This window comes from Spirosoma lacussanchae (assembly GCF_005870035.1).
In the GTDB taxonomy this organism is placed as follows: domain Bacteria; phylum Bacteroidota; class Bacteroidia; order Cytophagales; family Spirosomataceae; genus Spirosoma; species Spirosoma lacussanchae.
The window spans coordinates 130,604-146,094 of record NZ_SWJG01000004.1; the positions used below are offsets into that span (position 1 = coordinate 130,604).

9 protein-coding genes are annotated in these 15,491 nt (G+C 55.6%); 2 read left to right on the forward strand and 7 right to left on the reverse strand.

Annotated elements, in window-relative coordinates:
• Both FBR45_RS26645 and FBR45_RS16410 read left to right on the forward strand, forming a co-directional pair.
• A partial coding sequence (locus FBR45_RS26645; protein WP_246082272.1) for an FAD-dependent oxidoreductase occupies positions 1 to 1,991 on the forward strand: 1,991 nt, incomplete at its 5' end.
• Between the two features lie 109 nt (positions 1,992 to 2,100).
• Positions 2,101 to 3,561 carry a rubredoxin gene (locus FBR45_RS16410; RefSeq protein ID WP_138504248.1) on the forward strand — a complete coding sequence of 487 codons (1,461 nt, stop codon included), beginning with the start codon at positions 2,101 to 2,103 and terminating at the stop codon, positions 3,559 to 3,561.
• An 11-nt stretch (positions 3,562 to 3,572) separates the two neighbouring features.
• Here FBR45_RS16410 and FBR45_RS16415 read toward each other — a convergent pair whose 3' ends face one another.
• The 7 genes from FBR45_RS16415 to FBR45_RS16445 form a co-directional block, all read right to left on the reverse strand.
• Positions 3,573 to 4,100 carry a CopD family protein gene (locus FBR45_RS16415; RefSeq protein WP_138504250.1) on the reverse strand — a complete coding sequence of 176 codons (528 nt, stop codon included), beginning with the start codon at positions 4,098 to 4,100 and terminating at the stop codon, positions 3,573 to 3,575.
• A 127-nt stretch (positions 4,101 to 4,227) separates the two neighbouring features.
• The gene (locus FBR45_RS16420; RefSeq protein WP_138504252.1) at positions 4,228 to 4,461 is read right to left on the reverse strand and encodes a hypothetical protein; all 234 of its coding nucleotides are present in this window, start codon (positions 4,459 to 4,461) and stop codon (positions 4,228 to 4,230) included.
• A gap of 56 nt (positions 4,462 to 4,517) precedes the next feature.
• Positions 4,518 to 5,894 carry a sensor histidine kinase gene (locus FBR45_RS16425; protein WP_138504254.1) on the reverse strand — a complete coding sequence of 459 codons (1,377 nt, stop codon included), beginning with the start codon at positions 5,892 to 5,894 and terminating at the stop codon, positions 4,518 to 4,520.
• Positions 5,891 to 6,568: a response regulator gene (locus FBR45_RS16430; protein WP_138504256.1), complete on the reverse strand. Its 678-nt coding sequence runs from the start codon at positions 6,566 to 6,568 to the stop codon at positions 5,891 to 5,893. The genes FBR45_RS16425 and FBR45_RS16430 overlap by 4 nt, the downstream gene beginning before the upstream one ends.
• A 282-nt stretch (positions 6,569 to 6,850) precedes the next feature.
• Entirely contained in the window at positions 6,851 to 10,225 is a 3,375-nt protein-coding gene (locus tag FBR45_RS16435; protein WP_246082273.1) for an FG-GAP-like repeat-containing protein, read from the reverse strand.
• Positions 10,226 to 10,322: 97 nt separating this feature from the next.
• A complete protein-coding gene (locus tag FBR45_RS16440) occupies positions 10,323 to 11,858 on the reverse strand; it encodes a RagB/SusD family nutrient uptake outer membrane protein (protein ID WP_138504260.1) in 1,536 nt (511 codons plus the stop codon).
• Between the two features lie 38 nt (positions 11,859 to 11,896).
• The gene (locus FBR45_RS16445; RefSeq protein WP_138504262.1) at positions 11,897 to 15,028 is read right to left on the reverse strand and encodes a SusC/RagA family TonB-linked outer membrane protein; all 3,132 of its coding nucleotides are present in this window, start codon (positions 15,026 to 15,028) and stop codon (positions 11,897 to 11,899) included.
• Positions 15,029 to 15,491 lie beyond the last annotated feature (463 nt).

Sequence of the window (15,491 nt, forward strand, 5' to 3'; positions counted from 1 at the left end):
CCCGGGGCCCTCCCCCCCCGGCGCGGGGGGGGCCCCCGGCGGGGGCCCGCCCCCCCCCCCCCCCCCCACGGCTCTTCACCGACCACCGGTTCTATACGCCCAACCAGCGAGCCCGGCTCCACGCGGTTCCCGACGAGAACACCTCAGAGCCGACCGATGATACGTTCCCCCTCGTGCTGACGACTGGTCGCGTCCGGGATCAGTGGCATACGATGACCAAAACCGGCCGGGTAGCCAAGTTGAATCAGCACAGTCCGCAACCGTTCGTGCAGATTCACCCCGCCGATGCCCAGGCCCGCTCCATCCAGGACGGGCAGCTGGTCGACATACGGAGCCGGCGCGGGGTGGTGCGGGTGAAGGCACAGCTAACCGAAGACGTACGGCCAGGCCTTTGTTTCCTGCCCATGCACTGGGGCCGACTAGCGCAGGCCCAATCGGAGAAGGCAACCCTGAACCGGGCCAATAACCTAACCAGCTCGCTCGTTGATCCGCGTTCCAAAGAACCCGACTTCAAGTTTTCGGCAGTAGAAGTAGTGCCCTATCGAAAGCCAGCCGAAAAAATCATACTGATTGGTGCCGGATCGGCCGGTCTGGGATTCATCAACACCTACCGGTCGCTAGCCGCCACCGCCCAGGACGAAATCCACGTGTTCTCCAAAGAGATTCATCCGTTCTACAACCGGGTTCTCCTCCCCGACTACATCAGCGGGGCGCAGTCGTGGGCGCAACTCGTCAAACTCCGCGAAGATCAGTTTAGGGAGGCCAGCATCGTCGTTCACAAAGGCGTCGGCATTGCCCACATTGACCGAAAGGCGCGGGTCGTCGTAGATACGAAAGGCGTTGAACACGACTACGATAAAATCCTGCTCGGCACGGGTAGTCGCGCCTTTATGCCTAAGGGGGTACCGCGCATACCCGGCATCTTTAACATGCGGTCGCGCCTGGATGCCGACTCGCTCATGCCCTTTCTGAAGCCGGCCGTCGCCAGTCCTTCCGGGCCACATGAACCTCGTACAGTCATTGTAGGGGGTGGGTTACTGGGGCTCGAACTGGCCGCATCGCTGCGTCAGATTGGGGTTAGAGTCACGGTTATTCAGCGGGCCGGTCGCTTCATGGAACGCCAGCTCGACCCACTGGCGAGCGAACTCCTCTATCTGGAGCTACTGGACCGGGGCATCGAGGTATACTTCAACGAAGAGGTTCAGACGTTCATGGGCACTGAACGGGTTGAGGGTATTCAGCTCAATTCGGGTCGGCAGATACGTTGTCAGGCCGTTGTGATTGCAATCGGTACCGTACCCAACACTGAACTGGCCCAGGCTGCGGGGCTAACCTGCAACCGGGGCGTGGTGGTGAACGATTACATGCAAACGTCAGACCCCCACATATTCGCGGCTGGTGAAGTGGCGCAGTGGCGGGGGCAGATGTGGGGCATAACCCTGGCCGCCGAGCAACAGGCCGACTGTGCCGCCCGGTTCATAGCTGGCGACGTATCGACCCCGTATCCTGGCAGTTTATCGGTTAGTATTCTGAAGATGGAAGGCCTTCATCTGTGCAGCATGGGGATCACGGAGATACCGGCCCCGCCCGGCTCGCCGGAGTACGGGAGCTACGAAGAAATCGTATTCATCGACAAGTCGAAACGGTACTATAAAAAATGCATCGTCCACGGCGACAAGCTGGTCGGTGCTATTCTGGTCGGCGACAAAAACGAATTTCAGGAGTTTCGCGATCTGATTGCCAACGGCACCGAACTGTCCGAGAAACGACTACAGCTCCTGCGGACCAGCAAAAAAGTTGACCCCGTTGCGGGTAAACTGGTGTGTTCGTGCAATACCGTTGGTCGGGGCAACCTGGAAACAGCCATTCGGGCGGGCTGCACCGATTTTCAGCAGCTTTGCCAAGCCACGGGTGCCGGTACCGGCTGCGGTTCCTGCCGCCCCGAAATTCGGAGTATTCTCGTTTCCATGAGCGAGTTGGTAAATGGGTGATTGAGTGATTTGTCAAGCCCTCTACCCACCTCGCCCGCCACGGTGGCGACGGGGACCACGGCGACGCGTACTCATTCATCGCTCATCGTTAAAAAATAAAAATTCTCTTATGCGTGATTATTATACGCTTACGGTCAATATGCCCGGTGGTATTGTATCGGTGGGAACGCTGCAGACCGTATTGTCGCTGGCGTACGAAGCGCGGGTTCGTCAGGTGCGCTTCGGAGCGCGGCAGCAGCTGCTGATGACGGTTCACTACGAGGACATGCGCTGGCTGGAAAAAGACTTAAAACAACATGGAATTCGCTACGAAACGACCAGTCGGTTTCCAAATATCATCAGTTCCTACTGTGGCGAGGATGTTTTCAAAACAGGAGCCTGGCTGCGGGAGAGCGAGTACCATACCGTGCTCGACCAGTTCGACTACCAGCCCCGCCTGAAGGTAAACCTGTCGGATGCTAATCAGAGCTTTACGCCTTTTTTCACCGGTAACCTGAATTTTATAACCTCGCCGGAACCGCATTTCTGGTATATATACGTTCGACCCAAACAAACGAATAGACTGTTCCGCTGGCCCGATCTGATCTATACCAATGACATTGGGCGACTGGCCAAAGCCATTGAGGAAGCCATGCTGGATCAGGAGCATCAGGGCGAGGAGGCCCTCTACAGCGCCGTTACCGATGGCCGGTCGTTCATTACCCAGCCCGCTACGCAGGCTGTTGACTTACCCGAGTTTTCGCTGCCGTATTACGAAGGATTTAACCGATACGGACACCGGTCCTGGCTCGGCCTGTACCGGCGCGACGAACAGTTTTCGGTGGCCTTTCTGCTCGATATCTGTACGCTTTGCCTGACTACCCGCATCGGTGAACTCTGCATAACGCCTTGGAAATCCGTCATCATAAAGGGTATTGAAGAGAAGGACCGGGCCAAATGGTCGCGGGTGCTGGGCAAACACAACATCAACGTTCGCCACGCAGCCAATGAACTGGCCTGGCAAACGGAAGACCATACGGACGACGGTACCCGGCTCAAACATTTCCTGATCCGCTATTTTGAGAAGTACGACACCCGTACGTTCGGGTTGTGTTTCGGGGTGCAGACCCGACCCAAATCCGAAGTGTTCGGCTCAATTCTGGTGCGCAAACGTCCGCTGCTTCAACTCGGGCAACTGGCGTTGCTGAGCGTCTACGACCTATATTATACGGAAAATTTCAACCCCAACAGCCGAACCTATCACCGCTTCGAAAAAGGCCTGCTCAAGATTCACCTGCCCGCTCAGATTGACCGGCTGTGCCGCACCTACAGCTCCCGCCGGCTGCGCGAAACCAGCGAAGTTCAATCCGTCAGATCCGATGAATCATCGGTCCAGATACCATCGGTTTCGCTAAGCCATCAGTGCCCCCACTGCTTCACCCTGTATGACGAGCTGTATGGCGATGTGCTCAGCGGTATACCGGCCGGTGTTTCTTTCGGTAACCTGCCCGATGGCTACACCTGTCCGACCTGTGACGCCCCCAAAACCGATTTTGTAGCAATAGCCTTACCGGACCCGGCGGTGCTGTGATGGCGGCTGGATCATGCTTTTCGAATCCGCCGGTATAGTCGGATCGCCAGCAGCAGCACGGTCAGCAGCACAAACAGACCCAGCATGCCCCAGAGCATGTTCAGCGCATCTTTCAGAATGACGAGAAATACAATGGCGAATAAGAACAGAGTGGCAACTTCATTCCAGATCCGAAGCTGGTTGGACGTATAGCGCAACTCTCCGCGCTGCTGCTGCCGGAATAAGACGTGGCATGAGCCGTGGTAGAGGTATAAGCCCAGCACCATACCCAGCTTGTATATCAGCCAGTCGGGAGTAGCGCCGTATTGATACCAGGTGTTGAGGCCCAGCGCCAGAGTAACCACCGCCGATGGCCAGGTGATGCCATACCACAGCCGACGCTGCATCAGTCGCAGCTGGTCCTGCAAAACGCGCCGGCCCGGTTCGGCCAGCGACTCGGCCTCGGTGACGTAGATGAACAGACGCGGTATATAAAATAGGCCCGCAAACCAGGTCACGACGAAAATTATGTGGAGGGATTTGCTGTACAGAAATGCCATAAATCAGCTCGGTCGAGCACGGGTGCAGGACGAATATACGGCAACTCAACGAACCGATATAAAAGATCCTGCCGGTTGTTCTAGCACCGACAGGATTCATATCACCTAAAACAACTATGAAAAGTAACTAGTCCAGCAACGCCGGTATGTCAACGAGCCACACGATCAGCAAAGCCAGCAAAAACAAACCAATCATCAGTATTAACAGCCAGTCGGGCCGTCGGCTTTTCAGCGGGGCCGGCGCGGGCGGGTTAACGGGCGGTTGTTGCCGCGGCTGATGATCATCGAAGCGAATCGGATCAGCGTCTGCCTTTCCGGTTGGCCTGTTTGATGGGCGGGCTTTTTCGGTGAGTCGTAACATACCCCAAAATTCACCCCTACTTCTTAAAATGGGCTAAGTTGTACCTTAGAATTTCATTAGAGATCCGGCTGGCGGGGCAGCTCGATCCGAAACACAGTGGGTTCACCATCGGCTGACCGCACAAACAGCCGCCCCAGATGAAGGCGAACGATCTGTTCAACCAGAGGCAGACCGATCCCGTAACCACGCACATCGGCGGTGGGGTTAGCCCGGTAAAAAGGCTGAAATATATACGGCAGGTCATTGGCCGGGATGGGCTGCCCCTGGTTGCTCACGCTTACGCAGACCCAGTCTCCTTCGAACTCGACCCGGAGCGCAGCCTGGCCATCGGAGGCAAACTTACAGGCGTTTTCGGTGAGATTAATCAGCGCCGTTCGGATCAGGGTCGTACTGCCAGCCACGGTCAGCCGATCAAAATCATCGGGTAGTTCGCCCAGATCGACCGTCACCCTGTACGCCGGATTCAGGCTGTTGACGTGATCCCGCACGTCCCAGACTACTTCGTCGAGCCGCATCGTATCGGTCAGCAGGCGGGCCGGATCGGCGTCGTTCACCTGCGACAGTTTCAGCAGTTCCAGGGTCAGCGCCGACAGGTGCCCAACGTCTTCAAGCACTGAGCGGATGGTGCGCTGATAGGCCTCGGGTTCGCGCCGGTTCAGCAGGCTGACTTCCAGCTGCGAACTGATCTGGGTAAGCGGGTTCTTCAGCTCGTGCGACACGTTGGCCACAAACATGCGCTGCAGACGAAACGATTCCTCGATCCGGTCGAGCAGCCGGTTGATGGTGGCCGAAAGCCGACTGATTTCGTCGTCTTCCCGGCTGATCCGGAGCCGCTCGTGCATGGTTCTCGGAAAGATATCGCTCAGTTGTTCCTCGATCTGCTGCATCGGCTCGAGCGCATCACCCGCATACAACCGGCCAGCAAAGGCAACAATGCCCACTATCGCCAGAAAAAGCCCGCCAAAGGTCCAGAGCATCGTGCGCAGAAACCGGTCGCCGTACACGTTTCGGGCCGAAGCCAGCACCACAAAATCGCCGTCCGGTACCTGATACCGGATACCCGACACATAATATCGCTGCCAGCGAAAATCCCGTTTACCCTGTTTGCGGATAGCCTGTAATTCGCGCGCCGGCATACCCAGCCGCAGGTCGTCGTTGGTCATAAAGACCGGCACATCCCGCAGGTTGTAGACGGTAATTTTCTGGTCGGGCAGCTGATCTTTGCGCAACTGGCTCACCCGCCGGAGCAACCGGGGCTCCATCTTCTGCCGCAGGAGCAACTCGCCGTACGTACTCGCCTTTCGATCGAGCCGGTGGTAGAAATCGGACGAGATATAATACCAGCAAAACCCGTAAATACTCGCAAACGTTAGCGCCAGGATGGCCGAAACCAATCCCGTAAAGCGTAGCGTCAGGCGTGTACGAATGGTCATTCTTCTTTCAGGACGTAACCCATTCCGAACTGGGTATGAATGAGTTTGGTGGGAAAGTCGCGGTCAATTTTTTTACGCAGGTAGTTGATATACACCTCAACCACGTTCGTACCCGTATCGAAATTGATGTCCCACACCCGTTCGGCAATATCGGGTTTGGACAGAACCCGGCCCTGGTTCCGCATCAGGTATTCCAGAAGGGCAAATTCGCGGGCGGTCAGGTCGATCAGCCGCCCGTCGCGGCTAACGGTCTTGGCGTCGAGATTCATTTCGATACCGGCGTAGCGGAGTGTCTGGGCCGTCATGGTTACCAGGGTGCTGCGTTTGGTCAGCGACCGCACCCGGGCCAGCAGCTCGGCAAACTGAAAGGGTTTGGTCAAGTACTGGTCGGCCCCAGCGTCAAATCCTTTTATCTTGTCTTCTGTCTCTCCCAAGGCCGTCAGGAGTAAAACTGGTGTGGTTACTCCCTGCCGGCGCAGTTCGTTAACCAATTCGAAGCCATTCAGACCGGGCAGAATTACGTCGGTAATAATCAGAGCATAGGCTGTTTTCATTGCCAGCCGTTTGGCAATAAGCCCGTCATACGCGACATCTACCTCAAACTGACTTTCTTCCAGGCCCTGCTGGATTGCCTGCAGAGTTTTGGGTTCGTCTTCGACCACCAGAATTTTCATACCGTTGCTGTTTAGTAGTACCAACCGGAACCTGCAATTTGTTGTTCAGGGAGCACGAAAACTATATCTATCCGAATTGTTGTATTTAATCTTACTATTTGCCAATTTTGGTTCATCGGATGTTCAGACAGACTCCCATACTCATTGCTTTTTTCAATTCAGGTTGTATTCAAACCAAAAAGGCTGGCCGCGCTACGACCAGCTTTTTTTATGTAACCAGTAGACGACAAAGGCATTATGCTCAATAACCGGTAGATATCGAGTTGGTAAGACAGCCGGAATTCAGCGGGGCCGACGCCAGGTGTGCATAACGAGCGGGCCGTTACTCAGCGTCGTCACCAGCCGGTCTGGCTTACGGAGCCAGTATGTCCGGCGCGCATCGCCCGTTACGCTGAAGCCAGTTTCGCCAGCCTCCATCGCCCCAAACTGTCCCTGGCCATTCCCGTTCAACAATACCCCCCGCGACGCATCCTGCCGTCCCATGTTAGCTTCGTTCGTATAGCAGTTACCGGTAGCCAACGCATCCAGATGGCCGTCCCGGTTGAAATCGGCAATTACAAAGCCAAAGATAGGTGACTGCTGCGCCAGACTGGGTAGCGGGTGCAGCGTAAATCGCCCGCCCCCTTTGTTTTCGGCATAGCAGCTTCGTAGCTCGGTGGCCTGCCCCTGAAAAGCATCCTGCAGTTCCTGGTTTGAAAAAAGGTCACTGAACTGAGCGTCGGCATAGTCGGCATAGCGCAGAAACTTGCGCCGAAACTGGATGACCTGCTGGTTCAGGGCGTCGCGAGGCAGGGCCGGATATCGGATTCCGTTAATGAAATACCCCATGATAGGATCGAAGAGACCATCCTGGTTGAAGTCTTTACCATAGATCAGGATCGGTTCGTTTTTCGACGCCCGGTACAGGGTGTTCAGCCCTTCGTTGCCCAGCATCAGATCCAGATCTCCATCCTTGTCAAAATCGCCACTGGCCAGGCAGTTCCACCAACCGGCAGGACTATCTGGGGTTTCCGACGGTGTCGTGGTTTTTCTGGAGAATCGGCCCTTCCGATTCTCCAGCACCGTCAGGGGCATCCACTCGCCGACCAGTACTAGATCCTCGTCACGGTCGTTGTCGACATCCATCGGCAGCGCATCACAGACCATTCCCAGGTTGGTTAGATCGGGGGCTAGCTGAGGGGTTACGTCAGTGAACCGCAGCGGCCCACCCGCTTGCCGGTCGTTGCGAAGCAGGTAGCCAGAAGCTGGCAAGGGGTATTTGCCGGGCACTTGCCGCCCCGCAATCAGCACATCCTGGTCGCCGTCCTGATCAAAGTCAACGGCCCGTACGGTCTGGCTGCTGACAGCCAACGACGGTAGCGCAGCTACTGCTTCGAAGCGACCGGCCCCATCATTTCGATACAGTATGGGTTTGAACGCTTCCGCTACCGACAGCGGGCGTTCGTTGCCCCCCCCGACAACCAGTAAGTCATTATCGCGATCGTTATCGGCGTCGAACAGAAGCACAGCCCCCACTTCCATGGGCGTATTGGGCATCCAGTCGACTCGCCTGAACCGACCATCCGCCTGCCCGAAAAGTAGGCATCCCGCACTGCCCCGGTACGACGCCCCAACGGCTATGTCATCGTACGTGTCGCCATTGAGATCGCCCACCGCTATTGCCGCACCCGTCCGCGAGAGCATTTTGTGCAGGGCCGGGTAGGTTTTGAAATCAACGAAGTCTGACTCCTGATGAACAAAGTCGGTGCCAGCAGGTAGCCGTTCGAACAGCGGAGCAACCGATGGCTGTACTCGTTCGGGCCGTACTTGGGCATCGGCTGCCCGAAACACCAGTTGCTGGTTAGCCCGTACCTGGTACCGCATCTCGGTCAGCCCACCCGGCCATACGACCCGTATCGAATCTGCCTGGGATGCCGTACCCAACCCGATCACCAGCCCCCTACCGACCGACGATAGATACCCACGCACCGGAAACTGCTCTAGCACCTGCTGCACCGGCTTTTTGCCCCCTGCCCAGACCGTTACGGTTGCGCCGATACCGGCCCGATTGGCAGGAGTGCCCTCGAATGAGAGCGACAAATACCCGTTTTTCAGCCGCTGACGGCTATTGTTGCGAAAAAGTGACGCTTCCTGGTCAATGTTATTCACGATCAGGTCAAGGTCGCCGTCGCTATCGAGGTCAGCATAGGCGGCTCCGTTCGCGTACGACAGTTCATCAAGCCCCCAGCCGACCGATACGTCTTCGAACGACAGGTTGCTTCGATTGCGATACGCGTAATTGCGCAGCCGGATTTCGGGGATTTTCTGAAGCAGCTTATTCCGTTGTTCCTGGCGGGCCTGGTCGGTTCCGAAACTGCCAAACTCTTCCGTAAAGCTGATAAAGTCGCGGTCGGTAACGTTTTTCCGATAGCCGTTCGTCACAAATACATCCTTGTAGCCGTCCAGGTCGAGGTCGGCCAGCAGGGTTGTCCAGCTCCAGTCAGTCTGGGCCAGACCGGCCAGCAAACCCAGTTCGCCGAAGGTGGGGACGCCATTGGCCTGTCCCCGGTTTACCTGGAGAGTATTGCGCATGTACTGAAGCTGGTAACCATACTGGGGTGACAGACTCAGCTCTTTCTTGTCATAATCGGGCGCGCCCAGCATCATCTTCTGCCGTACATTGTCGCGGGGCAGCATATCCAGCTGCATCAGATCGATGCGCCCGTCGTTGTTGATATCGGCCGCGTCGATGCCCATTCCGTACAGGCTGGTATGTGCCATTGAGGCCCGGATGCTGTTTTGAAACGTTTCCTGACTGTCAGGTCTGGCCCCCTTGTTGAGGTACAGAATATCACTGCTGATGAAGTCGTTGGAGCAATACAGATCGGGGTAACCGTCCTGATTCAGGTCCGATACCACCACGCCCAGGCCAAGCCCTTCGTACCGGATGCCAGCAGCCGTCGACACGTCGCGGAAGACCGGGTGCCCGGCTGGTCCGACGCCTTCGTTACGGTACAGCCGACCCGTAGACGGATAAGTGCCGTTGTTGATGGCCGGGCGCAGGTAGTTCGGGTTCTGCAGATCAGGGGCCGTGTTGAGCAGAAACCCATCGAGGTCACCATCGAGATCATAATCGAAAAAAGCAGCCTGGGTCGTGTACCCTGCAAAGTCGAGGCCGTAGGCAGCCGCTTCTTCGCGGAAAGTGGGTGAAGCTGTTTTCTGGTTGACAAACAGCAGGTTGCGGGTCTCGCGCAGAACCGGATGCGCAGCTACGCTCAAGTACAGATCGTCCCAGCCATCCTGGTTAATATCGACGACCGACACGCCCGTACACCAGCGCCGGGTCCTGAGCCCGGCCGCATCGGTAGCGTCGGCGAAGCGAAAATCAGACGACCCGGCCAGTGTCTGGTTGATGTACAACCGGCAGGATTCCTGATTACCGGTAAAAAACAGATCGGGCTTGCCGTCGTGGTTGAAGTCACCCACCCCTACTCCTCCTCCGTTGTAAAAATTGGTAAACGTGAAGGCATTCAGCGAATCGGTCGGCGTCAGGGTGTTGGCAAAGTCGATGCCCGACTCGCTGGCTTCGATTTTATCGAACAGGGGCTCCGGTTTGGGCTGGCACCCGACGAAACCGCCAGCCATCAGGATACTAAAAAGAACGAGCGTTTTCGGCATGAATAAACTATCCAGCAAGGTTACTAACATAAACTCCCTTCCCAAATCAGATCGGGAAGGGAGTCTACTCGGGTTAAGGGCCAACGATCAGACGGGCTTAGTAGCCGGGGTTCTGGTCTTTCTGATCGAGAGCCGGGCTGTTATCGAGTTCAACCTGTGGAATCGGCAGCAACTCGTGCTTGTTGGCAATGAAATACGACAGCGGCTCCGACTTCTGCTTTTTGTTCTTCCGCCAGCGAATAATATCGAAGTTGCGAACCTGTTCGGCCGCCAGCTCAACCATCCGCTCGTGAACAACAGCATCAAACACCTGGCTCTGGTTGGCACAGGGGTAGTTTTTGGTCGGGTACGGGGGCATGCTGACCGACTTCCGGGCCCGAACCTGGTTCATCAGACTGATGGCAGCCGCCTGGTTACCGGTTTCATTTTCGCATTCGGCCAGCATCAGCAGCACGTCGGCATAGCGCATGATCCGCATGTTGATACCGCTCTGGGCATAGCCGTTATCGATCTTGTACAGGACTGAATATTTACGCCAGCTGACCTTTAGCGTTTTGCCGTCAACAACCGATGCATTTCCCTGCACCCGGTCAGGGGTCAGTACACTGGCGCCGTTGTTGAACTTATCGCCTTCAACCCAGTAGGAGAAGGTATAGCGCGGATCATTTTTGGCATCGCCAGCTGACACCCGTTCGTAGGCGTTCAGGATTTTGTTGGACGGGATAAGGTTACGCCAGCCAATGGCCGAGTATTCCTGCGTCCGTACAGTTTCTTCCTGTACGGCCGATCCGTCGCTGTCGCCACCCCAGTTGTAGGCTCCGCCCGAAGGCGCGTAGACAACTTCGAAGATCGACTCTGCGTTGAACTCTCCCTCTTCGTTGGTCAGATCCGTGTATTCATCGACCAGCTTATACAGGCCCGAGTTGACCACTTTCTGCAGTTCAGCCTTGGCGTTGGTGTAATCACCCAGCTGCAGGTAGGTACGGGCCAGCAGCGTCTGGGCTGCGGCTTTGGTGGCCCGGCCCAGGTTCTTTGCATCGTAGGTAGTCGGCAAACCAGCCTCTGCGGCCTTCAGGTCGGCAATGACAAAATCATACACCTCTTTTTGCGACGAACGGCCCAGGGCACCAGCGACCGACTTGGCAAATTCTTTGTACAGCGGCACTCCGCCGTACAGGGTAGCCAGTTCATAATACGCCCAGGCCCGCAGGAACCGGGCCTCACCCAGGAGCCGGTCGCGTACGGCGGGAGTAACGCTCGTCAGCGATCCGCCTTTTTCTATGACAACATTAGCCCGGTGAATGGTCCGGTACCAGCCCCGCCACACACTACCCGACACCGAGTTACCTGTGTCGTGTACGCCAATGAGCAGCTGGTTACGGGGTGTTTCGAGCTGACCGCCCCCTGATGCCATTTCGTCGCCCCGCAGATCGTGGGTAAAAAACCACTCCCGCGAAACCAGACTGTTAGATTGAACCAGCGCGTAGATCGAGTTGACACCGGCCGTCAGCTCGTCCGCATTGTTAAAATACGTATCAAAGGTTACGCCGTTCGGGTTCACCTTGTTCAGTTCGTCGTCGCTACAGCTGATGCCAATGCCGAGCAGGGCAGCGCAGAGTATTGTCTTTTTCATGATGACTCTTCGGATCAAAAATGCAGGTGAATGGTTCATTAAAAGGCCAGGTTGATACCAACCATAACGGTACGGGCTTGCGGGTACTGAGCATAGTCGATACCGTTGTTGAGCAGGTTGTAGTTCCTCGACGACACCTCCGGATCGTAGCCCGTGTACTTCGTGAATGTCAGCAGGTTCTGGCTCGATACATACACGCGGGTTTTGCTCAGCACATTGCCGGTCAGCTTGCCAATAACGGCGGCAGGAATGGTGTAGCCGATGCTCAGGTTTTTCAGGCGCAGATACGACCCGTCTTCAATGAAGCGATCCGATGTGCGTGAGTTCTGGTTCGGGTCGCCACTGATTGAGCGCGGCACGTCGGTGTTGGTATTCTGGGGTGTCCAGGCATTGAGTACATCGGTCGTGGCGTTAAACAGCCGGAGTTGCCCCTGCCCGATAACCTTGGTCCCGTTGTAGATCTTGTTTCCCTGAACGCCCTGGAAGAACACCGTAAAATCGAAGTTTTTGTAGTTACCCGACCAGTTCAGGCCGTAGCTGAACTTGGGAATGAAGCTGCCCAGATACCGGCGGTCGTTGGCATCGATCTTGCCGTTACCGTCCAGATCGCGGAACCGGATATCACCAGCGGCCGTCTTGTCATTCTGATAGAAACTTTTGTTGTCGCCATCGATGCCGTTGTACCGGTCAACCTCTTCCTTGCTCTGGAAAATACCATCGACCACCCAGCCATAGAACGACTGAATCGGCTGCCCTACTTCCGTACGGGTAATGTCGAACCCACCGAAGTCAGCGTTCGAGCCGGAGTTGATGTTGGCGTTCGGTGTTGCCAGGCTTAGCACGTTATTCCGCGTTACATCGAAGGTACCGGTCAGGTTCCAGTTGAAATTTCGGCTGGAGTAGTTATAGCCCGCCGTCAGTTCAAAACCCCGGTTGCGCATGCTGCCGACGTTGGCCAGCGGGTTCACGGAATAGCCCTGCGATTCGGGTAGCGGCACGCGCAGCAACAGTCCGTCAGTTTGCCGGCTGTAAACCTCGGCGCTCAGGCTGATTTTATTATTGAACAGGGATGCGTCTACGCCAATGTTGCTCATGGTAGTGACCTCCCAGCTCAGATCACTGTTGCCCAACTGGTTAAAGTAGGAGCCCAGCTGAGTCTGGTTCCCGAACGGATAGATCGTGTTGTTAGCCTGGACGAGCGGCTGCCAGTCGTAGTCACCAATGGCGTTATAGCCAGTCTGGCCGTAGCTTCCGCGCAGTTTCAGTTCGGAGATAGCCGGAATATTCTTCATGAATTTTTCTTCACTCAACCGCCAGCCTGCCGATACCGCCGGGAACGTACCCCACTTGCGCCCCGGTGCAAACTTCGACGACCCATCGCGACGAATCGAGGCTCCGATCAGGTACTTGCTGGCAAACTCATAATTGAGACGGCCTACGTACGAGATCAGCAGATTTTCGGACAGGCTGCTGTTACCGTTCGGGTTCGACACGCCCTGAATAACCTGAATGTTATTGTCGGGCCGCTGACCGCTGGCGCTGATGGACCGCGACTGGCTGCGCTGCCGCTCAGCCACGCCCGTCAGGTTGATAAAATGCTTCCCATAGGTTTTCTCGAAGGTGAGCTGGTTGGTCATCACCGACGAGAAATACTCGTTGCGGTTTTCGTTGACGTTTGCAATAACCCGGCTCCGGTTACCATCGTTATAGATCGGCAGAAACCCGTTAAAGCGCGCATTGGCATAGTCGGCTCCGAAGGTGAACCGGTACCGCAGGAAATCGGTGAACTTAACGTCGGCGAAGATCGAGCCAAGCAGTTTAAAGCCCCGGTCGGTCTGGAACTGCTGCTCCTGCTCGGCCACGCGCAGCGGGTTCTCGGGGTCGGTAGCGTCGAGTCCCTGCGCCGTGGTGCTGAATCCGCCAATTTTTGTTGGGTCCCGCACGGGCCAGTACGGGGTCATCCGCATGATGTTCATCAGCAGGCTACGGCCACCCCCATCACGCTCGAGCCGCCGGAAATCGGTAGACGCCAGCATTGTTTGGCCAATGGTCAGGAATTTGTTGACCTTGTGATCGGAGTTGATCCGGAAGCTCTGCCGGTTGTAATTGGTAAACGGCAGAATACCGTCCTGGCCGAAATAGCCCAGCGAGGTATAAAAACGAGACGTAGCATTACCGCCCGACAGAGAAATCTGATGGTCCTGAATAGGAGCTGCCCGGAACATGACGTCCTGCCAGTCGGTCTCGGTCTGCGCAAAGGTGGTAGACGCGCCGTCATAAATCGGAACGTTCAGGTTCGAGAAACGGCCTGGTACCGGCTGTCCGGCGGCTGTCAGCAGGGCGGTGCCGTACTTGATGTACTCCTGGCTGTTGAGCAGGTCCAGCTTGCGCCAGGCCGACTGCGAGCCGTAGTACGAATCGACGTTGATAGTCAGTTTGCCGTTGGCAGCGCCCTTTTTGGTCGTAATCAGAATAACCCCGTTAGCCGCCCGCGATCCGTAAATAGCGGCCGCGCTGGCATCTTTCAAGACCTCCAGCGACTCGATGTCTTTAGGGTCAATGTTGTTCAGACCACCCGAAGGAATCCCATCGATCACATAAAGCGGATTAGGATTCAGACTGATAGAGCCAACCCCGCGGATTCGGACTACCGGTTCGCTACCCGGGCTACTGTTGTTGGTAACCGAAACACCCGGCACCCGGCCCTGCAACGCCTGTACCGGGCTGATTACCGGAAGGGCGCGGAGGTCTTTGGGCGTCACCGACGATACGGCTCCCGTGAGCGATGATTTTTTCTGGGTACCGTAGCCGACTACAATCACCTCGTTCAGCGCCAGCGGATCAACCGCCATTTTGATATCGATCACGGAGCGGTTGCCCACGACGACCTCCTGACGGGTATAGCCAATGAAACTGAACACCAGTGTGGCCTGCCGACCGACGGACAGGCTGTACTTTCCGCTTTTGTCGGTGGTAGCCCCGCGCGAGGTACCCTTCTCGACAACGTTTACCCCCGGTAGAGGGTCACCCGATTCGGTAGTCACCGTACCGGTCAGCTGTTGGGCAAAGGCTGAACCTGCCAATACTACAAGCCCGATTAGTAGTGTGGTACGGAATGCTCTCAGCAATCCACAACCACCGCCTACGGTTGAAGTAACGTGTTGTTGCATAAATAGGGATTAGGTTTTAGTAAAAGCACATTGGTAAGCAAAAAGCACTATAAAAAGATCAAAAAATCCGCGACATACTTAAGTCTTAATCCGTAATTTTTCCTTGTAGAATTAGCCATTATGTTGCTTGTGCAGTGCGCGCATACCAGGCTATATGTTTCGACTTTCCCGCGCTTTCATTATACTAACGCTGTGATATTTTATATTTTATACCGATTGCATCAAGCTGTTGCAAAGAAAACAGAATTACCATAAAGTTGAATAAGTCAATCGACTATTTGTATTGTTTTATTTTAAATAAAATTTTAAGCTTTTATAGACATATAATTATAATTTATTTAATAATTACTGTACATGTACTATTCTTATTATGTCAGCTGTATAAACATACCCATCCTCGTCAGCAAATACTCAAGTAAAAAATTAGAATTTATGAACAAATTAAGCGCATCTCATTTTTATA

What these genes read in the sequence shown, in the direction of transcription:
- FBR45_RS16430 (WP_138504256.1), bottom strand. Translation starts at nt 6,568, where the DNA reads ATGAAAATTCTGGTGGTCGAAGACGAACCCAAAACTCTGCAGGCAATC.
- FBR45_RS16410 (WP_138504248.1), top strand. Translation starts at nt 2,101, where the DNA reads ATGCGTGATTATTATACGCTTACGGTCAATATGCCCGGTGGTATTGTA.
- FBR45_RS16440 (WP_138504260.1), bottom strand. Translation starts at nt 11,858, where the DNA reads ATGAAAAAGACAATACTCTGCGCTGCCCTGCTCGGCATTGGCATCAGC.
- FBR45_RS16415 (WP_138504250.1), bottom strand. Translation starts at nt 4,100, where the DNA reads ATGGCATTTCTGTACAGCAAATCCCTCCACATAATTTTCGTCGTGACC.
- FBR45_RS16425 (WP_138504254.1), bottom strand. Translation starts at nt 5,894, where the DNA reads ATGACCATTCGTACACGCCTGACGCTACGCTTTACGGGATTGGTTTCG.
- FBR45_RS16445 (WP_138504262.1), bottom strand. Translation starts at nt 15,028, where the DNA reads ATGCAACAACACGTTACTTCAACCGTAGGCGGTGGTTGTGGATTGCTG.
- FBR45_RS16435 (WP_246082273.1), bottom strand. Translation starts at nt 10,225, where the DNA reads ATGCCGAAAACGCTCGTTCTTTTTAGTATCCTGATGGCTGGCGGTTTC.
- FBR45_RS16420 (WP_138504252.1), bottom strand. Translation starts at nt 4,461, where the DNA reads ATGTTACGACTCACCGAAAAAGCCCGCCCATCAAACAGGCCAACCGGA.